Origin of the sequence: Rhodococcus marinonascens NBRC 14363 (genome assembly GCF_001894885.1) — a bacterium.
In the GTDB taxonomy this organism is placed as follows: Bacteria; Actinomycetota; Actinomycetes; order Mycobacteriales; family Mycobacteriaceae; genus Rhodococcus_F; species Rhodococcus_F marinonascens.
Window position 1 is genome coordinate 88,418 of record NZ_BCXB01000020.1, and the last position, 7,219, is coordinate 95,636.

General features: G+C 64.2%; 6 protein-coding genes and 2 pseudogenes. 5 read left to right on the forward strand and 3 right to left on the reverse strand.

The genetic code is table 11. From position 1 onward, the window contains the following. Positions 1-165: 165 nt before the first annotated feature. From lpqS to RM2_RS15220, 3 genes are all read left to right on the forward strand, one after another. Positions 166-546 (forward strand): putative copper homeostasis (lipo)protein LpqS, encoded by a 381-nt coding sequence (lpqS, locus tag RM2_RS15210; protein WP_072690406.1) that lies wholly within the window; start codon positions 166-168, stop codon positions 544-546. Positions 547-1,085: 539 nt separating this feature from the next. After that, positions 1,086-2,633: a multicopper oxidase family protein gene (locus RM2_RS15215; protein WP_072690407.1), complete on the forward strand. Its 1,548-nt coding sequence runs from the start codon at positions 1,086-1,088 to the stop codon at positions 2,631-2,633. A 47-nt stretch (positions 2,634-2,680) separates the two neighbouring features. Next, entirely contained in the window at positions 2,681-3,502 is an 822-nt protein-coding gene (locus tag RM2_RS15220) for a F510_1955 family glycosylhydrolase (RefSeq protein ID WP_072690420.1), read from the forward strand. Positions 3,503-3,585: 83 nt separating this feature from the next. Here RM2_RS15220 and RM2_RS15225 read toward each other — a convergent pair whose 3' ends face one another. The 3 genes and pseudogenes from RM2_RS15225 to RM2_RS15235 form a co-directional block, all read right to left on the reverse strand. Further along, positions 3,586-4,197 (reverse strand): LutC/YkgG family protein, encoded by a 612-nt coding sequence (locus RM2_RS15225; protein WP_072690408.1) that lies wholly within the window; start codon positions 4,195-4,197, stop codon positions 3,586-3,588. Continuing rightward, positions 4,194-5,674: pseudogene (locus RM2_RS15230) on the reverse strand (lactate utilization protein B). Before RM2_RS15230 ends, RM2_RS15225 begins: the two are co-directional and overlap by 4 nt. Beyond that, positions 5,629-6,213, reverse strand: a pseudogene (locus RM2_RS15235) ((Fe-S)-binding protein); the annotation flags it as partial. The pseudogenes RM2_RS15230 and RM2_RS15235, both read right to left, overlap by 46 nt. An 83-nt stretch (positions 6,214-6,296) precedes the next feature. On the opposite strand from RM2_RS15235, the gene RM2_RS15240 reads away from it, so the two are divergent. After that, positions 6,297-6,578 carry a transposase gene (locus tag RM2_RS15240; RefSeq protein ID WP_169846742.1) on the forward strand — a complete coding sequence of 94 codons (282 nt, stop codon included), beginning with the start codon at positions 6,297-6,299 and terminating at the stop codon, positions 6,576-6,578. A gap of 168 nt (positions 6,579-6,746) precedes the next feature. After that, the coding region (locus RM2_RS15245) for a DDE-type integrase/transposase/recombinase (RefSeq protein ID WP_139277793.1) at positions 6,747-7,219 on the forward strand (473 nt) is incomplete at its 3' end.

Below are 7,219 nucleotides of genomic sequence, written 5' to 3' on the forward strand. Positions count from 1 at the left end.
TTTCACTCTAGTGTCGATAATGATATCTTCCACCAAATATCCCAAGAGCCACAGAGGTCACAAAGGCGTGCGGACCCAAACTTCGGTCAGACTGGACCGATGTCCAGATCACGGATGCTATATAGTCGAGAAATTGTGACAGCTCCTGCGATACCCTCCCTGCGTATGCAGACGGCTATTGCGGCCGCGGCTGTCCTGTATTTTCTCGCCTACACGATCGCCCAATGTGGGATCTTTCTGGCGCACGATCAACGAGGCGACGATGTCTACATCTCCTCTTCCACGACGTTGCCGCAAGCCGAGGAGTCGGCTCCTGGCCCAGTGCACATGGACGACGGATCGACGCACCTGGCCTACGAGGCGCACGGCGTCGTGGCCATGCCGCGCTCGGACAATCCGCTTCGCCCGCTGACTGTCGCCGCCACTGCTCTCGCTGTCGTCATGGTGCTGATGTTGGCAACCCTGAGTCCGCGGTCCCCTCCGCGGTCCGTTCGTATCCGGCAAGGCCGGACCGTCTTGAACGAACTTTGTATCAACAGGTGCTGATCAATCGCCAGGTGCTGATCAGCAGTCGGCAGGTCACCAGAGGGCCTTTCTCGTGGCCTATTTCGTCGCCCACCACCGTGCGCGCCCAGCCGTAGTCGGATACAGGGATTACCTCAGTGAATAATGCAGTTCCTCCAGCTTTCCGCCGTCTTCCGACCACCGTCAACTGATTCCGCAACAGGGCACCGTGGTCGGCAACACCCCGGTCTTGTGGACCGGGGAACCCTTCGCCGACACCTGCCGTGGACTTTGGGCGAACCATCATGTCTCCGGGGTCCGAGCCGCTGGTGCACGCAACCAGCCGGCGGCTCGTTGCCACGACTCGCGCGTGCTCGCCTTCTATGTCCTGACCCGGTCCGGACGGCTCCGCATGCCGCCGGCACCTGACACCGCCCCGCGCTGAAGGGGTACCGGCTGCCTTCTGAGCGGCCGGTCCGATAGCAAACCGCAGGTCGGAATCCTGCCTACGCCGTCTACCAGATTGCTAGTAGATGGGTTGGTCTCGGTAGTCCGATCTGTGCCCGAACAGGAGTGTTTCCATGATCGAAAAATTTCCGTCCGCCCGACCCCGCTTGTCCCGTCGGAATTTCTTGGTGCTGGCCGGCCTGGGGACGGCCGCGACAGTGGCCGGATTCAGCAACAGGGCGACCACCTCAGCCGGGTCCACCGTTAGGCCCGACTCGGCTGCCGTGAATGCGGCCGAGCAGGTCCGCCGGGCCAATATGGGGACCGGGAGAACAGTGGCGGCATCGCTGCGGGCGCGCCCGACCACGATCGATCTCGGGGGTGTCCTGGTCGATACGTGGGCCTACAACGACCAACTTCCCGGACCCGAAATACGGCTAAACCGTGGCGATCTTCTCCGCGCCGACCTCGTCAACGAACTCCCGGACGAATCAACCATCCACTGGCACGGCATCGCCATGCGCAACGACATGGACGGGGTACCTGGACTCACCCAGCCTGGGGTGGCTCCAAACAACACGTTCACCTACGAGTTCCTCGCGCCAGACGCTGGCACTCACTGGCTGCATTCACATGTAGGTATGCAGTTCGACCGCGGTCTCTATGCGCCGGTCATCGTCGAAGATCCCGCCGACGGCGCAGACTACGATCTGGAAGCCGTCCTGGTCCTGGACGACTGGCTCGACGGGGTGGCCGGCCGCACCCCGGACCAGCAACTTGATGACCTGCGCCGCGACGGCATGCCGATGGGCGGTATGGGAATAGACCATGGCGCGATGGGCGGTATGGGAATGGGTGCGGCGGCCGACGCGGACGCCCCACTCGGCTCCGACACCGGGGACGTCGGGTACCCCCACTACCTGATCAACGGCACCCTCCCGGCCGACCCTTTCGGAGTGCAAGCTCGCCCTGGCCAGCGAGTGCGGATGCGCATAATCAACGCCGGCGCCGACACCGCCTTCCGCTTCTCGGTCGGTGGACACCAGCTGACCGTCACGCACAGCGACGGCTATCCGGTCGAGCCGGTCACCGGGTCGTCGTTGCTGATCGGCATGGGCGAGCGCTTCGACGTGATCGTCACCCTCGGCGACGGAGTCTTTCCCATCGTTGCTGCCGCAGAGGGCAAGCAGGGGCAGGGATTCGCCCTGATCCGCACCGGAGCAGGGCAAACTCCGGAGCCGACCGTCCGACCTGTCGAGCTGGATGCTCAACCGATCATGGGCCTGCAGCTGCGTTCGCGAGAAGACGTCCGGCTCGGGCGCCGCGAGCCCGACCGGGTCCACGACCTGACGCTGGGCATGGACATGTCCGGGTACCGGTGGACGATCAACGGCGCTACGTACGACGAGCACACACCCCTCGACGTTCTCGAGGGGCAACGGGTGCGGCTGCGCTTTGTGAACAGGACCATGATGTTTCATCCCATGCACCTGCATGGACACACCTTCCAGGTTGTCGACGATCAGGGAGCCGGGGCGCGCAAGGACACCACGCTGGTACTGCCCAATCAGACCGTCGAGGTGGACTTCGACGCGACCAACCCAGGTCAGTGGATGGTGCACTGCCACAACCTCTATCACGGCGAGGCCGGGATGATGACCACTCTTTCCTACGTCGAATAGCCCAGCACCGACTCCACAATCACATCGACAGAAACGAGGTTCCCATGATGTCTGCCCGCCGCTTTGCCCGCACCGTCCTGCCCCTCACAGCCGCCGCGCTCGTACTTGCCGGCTGCTCGTCGCAAGACGGGGCCACAGAATTGGACAACACTGTCCCGGCAGTAGATTTCACTTCCGAACTGAGCCATCTGCACGGACTGTATGTAGATGCCGATGGGACCGTCCTGGCCGGTACCCACACCGGTCTGTTCGCTCTCGACTCCTCCGGTACCCCCGCCCGGGTCGGCACATCCGATGACGACTTCATGGGACTGACCGGGATCCCGGTCAGTGATACCCTTTTCGCCTCCGGTCACCCTGGCCAGTCCAGCACCGCCGCCAACCCCCTCGGTCTGCGCAGCAGTACCGATGGCGGAAAGTCTTGGGCGGAAAGATCGTTCGCGGGGCAGGTCGACTTCCACACGTTGGCCGCGGATGAGAGCACCATGGTCGGCTTCGACGGTACCGACGGGTTGCTCGTCTCCACGGACGGCGGCAGCACCTGGACTCCCGGTGCGACCCTTCCGGCCACCTCTCTGGCGGTCACCACCTCCGGAATCTGGGCGATCGCCGGGCAAGGTGTGCAGCACAGCACTGACGGTGCCCGCGTCTTCTCCACCGTGACCGACGCCCCGGCCTTGGTAATGCTCGCCGGCGCCGGGGATGCGCTGTGGGGCATCGACAACGACGGATACGCTTGGCGCAGCCGCGAAGGCGCGGACTGGCAGAGACTTGCTCGGGTCGGGCAGGTTGCGGCCCTGACCGCGAAGGACTATGAAACCGCCTACGCCGCCACACCCACATCGCTCTACACCCTGAGCCAACCCTGATTGTGGCAACCCGGGTCCGCTCTCTGATGTGAGGAACGGTCCGCTCACACTGCCCACTGCCGTGTGGGCGGATCCGACCCCGCCTAGCCCAAGATGACAACATCCAGGTTGCGCGGCCCGTGGACGCCTTCGACTCGCTCGAGTTCGATGTCGCTGGTGGCGCTGGGGCCGCTGACGAACGTCAGCGGACGCGTCCGGTCGAGGGACGCGAAGGCCTGCGGCACGGTGTCGACGATCTGATCGGTGCGCACGATGCAGATGTGATGATCGGGCACCAGGGTCAGTGCCCGCCGGCCCTGACTGGGGCCTCCGTCGAGAACGATGGTCCCGGTGGAGGCGATCCCCAAGGTGCATCCGGTGACGACGACGCCGATGGTGTCCAGGTTCGAGATCGACAGCACGTCGGGTTCTCCGTCGACGACGATGTCGCGCCGCGGTCGCCAGGCGGCGGGCAGTCCCGGCGGGATGACGACGCGGGCGTCTTCGGCGATCAGTTCGGTGACGATCCCGGTGACCGTGTTCTCGTCGGCGCGGTGAACCCGGGCGCGGTAGTCGTCGACGGTGCGAGAGAAGAACTCGACGTCTCCGGAGCCGGTCATGGGTTGCCGGTGATAGTCGCGGGGAATCGGTTCGGGGGCGGGCGCGTCCACGATCGCGGAACGGATCCGCGACAGAATTTCGCTGCGTGCGTTCATCGTTCGGTGCCTGCGTGAGTGCGTGCCCACCATTGCCGGAAGGTTTCCTTAGGGGGTGAGGGCAGATCTCGGCTGGAGGTCCAGGCGGACCCCGGGTACGGCAATGAACTGATACGACCCGTCGCGCCGCCGAGCACCCTGCCGATCTTGGACGCCTTTTCGGCGGCGGCGAACCGGCGCTCCGATCCCATCGCCCACCCCGCCGCCTTCATCGCGAGGTCCTGGCCAGTGGGCAGTCCGTGCCGTTCGGAGTCGATCTGCTTCGCACGGAGATGGACGAGAATACCGGGGATGTCGATGCGGACGGGGCACGCATCGAAACAGGCGCCGCACAGCGTCGAGGCAAAGGGCAGTGAGGCATTCGGGTCGTCGTGGTCGGTGGTACCGGTCAGTTGCGGGCTGAGGATCGCCCCGATCGGTCCCGGATACACAGACCCGTACGCATGGCCGCCCGTCCGTTCGTAGACGGGGCACACATTCAGGCACGCACTGCACCGGATGCAGTGCAGCGCGGAACGCCCGACCTCGTCGGCGAGGACGTTGGTCCGGCCATTGTCGAGGAGGACGACGTGAAAGTTCTGCGGTCCGTCGCCGGGATACACGCCGGTCCACATGGATGTGTACGGGTTCATGCGCTCCGCCGTCGAAGACCGAGGCAGCAGTTGCATGAACACTTCCAGATCGGTGAACGTGGGTACCAGTTTCTCGATGCCCATGAGCGTGATCAGAGTGTCGGGGAGCGTCAGGCACATTCGCCCGTTGCCTTCCGATTCCACCACCGCCAGCGTGCCGGTCTCGGCGACGCCGAAGTTCGCCCCGCTGACCGCCACCTTGGCGGACAGAAACTTTCGCCTCAGGTGTGCACGCGCCGCCATGGCCAGAGCGCGGGGGTCGTCGGTGATATCGGCGTCGATTCCCGGCATCGACTGAGGAAGATCTCCCGGATCTCCGCGCGGTTGCGATGAATGGCCGGAACCAGGATGTGACTCGGTGTGTCCCCGCCGAGTTGGACGATCAATTCGGCGAGGTCGGTCTCGATCGCCGCGATGCCGTTCTCCTCGAGGTGTTCGTTGAGGCCGGTCTCCTGCGTCGCCATGGATTTGACCTTCAGGACCTCGTCGGAACCGGTGGCCCGGATGGTCTCGGTAATGATCCGGTTCGCCTCGTCGGAGTCCCGCGCCCAGTGGACGGTGCCACCGTGGGCAGTGACGTTGCCCTCGAACTGTTCGAGTAATTCGGGAAGTCGCGCCATCACATCCGCCTTCAGGGCGCTACCCGCGCGGCGCAGTTCCTCCCAGTCGTCGACCTCGGCGACGGCGGCGATGCGCTTGTCACGGATGGTGGTGGTTGCCGCGCCGAGATTGGCGCGCAGTTGGGTATCGGCGAGCGACTTCCTCGCAGCGTCAGGGAAACTCTCTGTGCCCCGGATGTTTACGGTGCCCGCGCGGAAGGCGGGTGATCCGAGGAACGTGGTGATGAGATGGCCGCGATCTTCTCGGTGCCGGCCAGAATCTCCGTGAGGTGAACGGTCCGCACCCCGCTACGCAGCCGGGACAGGCCGCCGCCGATGTGCATGAGGCACGACGAGTCGCCGGCGGTACACACCTCGGCACCGGTGCGCAGGACGTTGCCCATCTTGTCTGCGAGCATCGCCGTCGACGTCTCGGAGTTTTTCAGCGCGAACGTTCCCCCGAAACCGCAGCAGGATTCGGCTGCGGGAAGTTCGATCAGGGTCATGCCCCGTACGGCCCGAAGTAGTTGCAGCGGCTTGTCCGCGACGCGCAGAATCCGCAGCGAGTGGCACGTCGGGTGGTACGTGACCCGATGCGGATAGTAGGCCCCGACGTCGGTGACCCCGAGGACGTCGACGAGAAGTTCAGACAGTTCGTATGTGCGCGAGGCGATCTCCTCTGCGCGTGACGCAAGCGACTCGTCCCCGTACCGGCGCGCCACCATTGCGTGCTGGTGGCGGACGGATCCGACGCACGAACCGGACGGTGCTACGGCGACGTCCCAGTGGCGTGTCTCCCGTGAATGGGTCCACCGTGTTTTGGAGTCCTGTTGCCCCTTGACCTGGGGTTGGAAGGACAATGAAGATCATGGCTGGACGGAAACGCAATTCTGCGGAGGACATTGTTCGGAAGCTGCGGCGGGCGGACGAGTTGACCGCAGCAGGGAGAACACAGGAAGAGATCGCCGCCGAACTCGAGGTGTCGGCGGCGACGTTGTACAACTGGCGACGCCAATACCGCGGCATGGACACCGATGCGGCGAAGGAACTCAAAGAACTCCGAGAACAGAACGGCAAACTCAAACGGCTGCTCGCCGAGGCCGAGTTGGAGAAGGACGCGCTGCGTGAGGTGGCCAAGGGAAAATTCTGAGCCCAGCCGCCAAGCGCCGCGCAGTCGAGATGCTGACCTGCACGTTGAGTATCTCGCAGCGATTGGCATGCAAAGCTGTTGGGCTCGCCCGATCCACCTTTCGGCGGCTTCCCGTAGCGCAGACCCCGTCAGACCCTGACGCCGACCTACGGGCCTGGCTTCGCCGCTATGCCCTCAAACACCCGCTGCACGGATTCTTCGCGTGCGTGGGCTCATCTACGCCACGACGAGGGCCTGCAGGTGAACAAGAAGAAGGTCCACCGATTATGGAAGGAGGAAGGCCTGCAGGTGCGGATCTATCACCCCCGTAAGCGGGCCGGGGTGAGTTCGGTGCCGACAGTCGAAGCGGATGCACCGAATGTGGTGTGGGCTATCGACTTCCAGTTCGATTCCACTATCGATGGGAAGGCGGTGAAGATTGCATCGATGGTCGACGAGCACACTCGGTTGTCGCTTCTGAATATCGTGGAGCGCTCGATCACCGCGGAACGGCTTGTGGAGGAGTTGGGGAAGGCTTTCGTATTGTGGGGTGGTCCACCGCAGGTGTTGCGGATGGACAATGGCCCGGAGTTTATTTCCCATGCACTGCAACAGTTCTGCGCCAGCAGGGTCGGAATCTCGTACATCCCGCCGGGCACTCC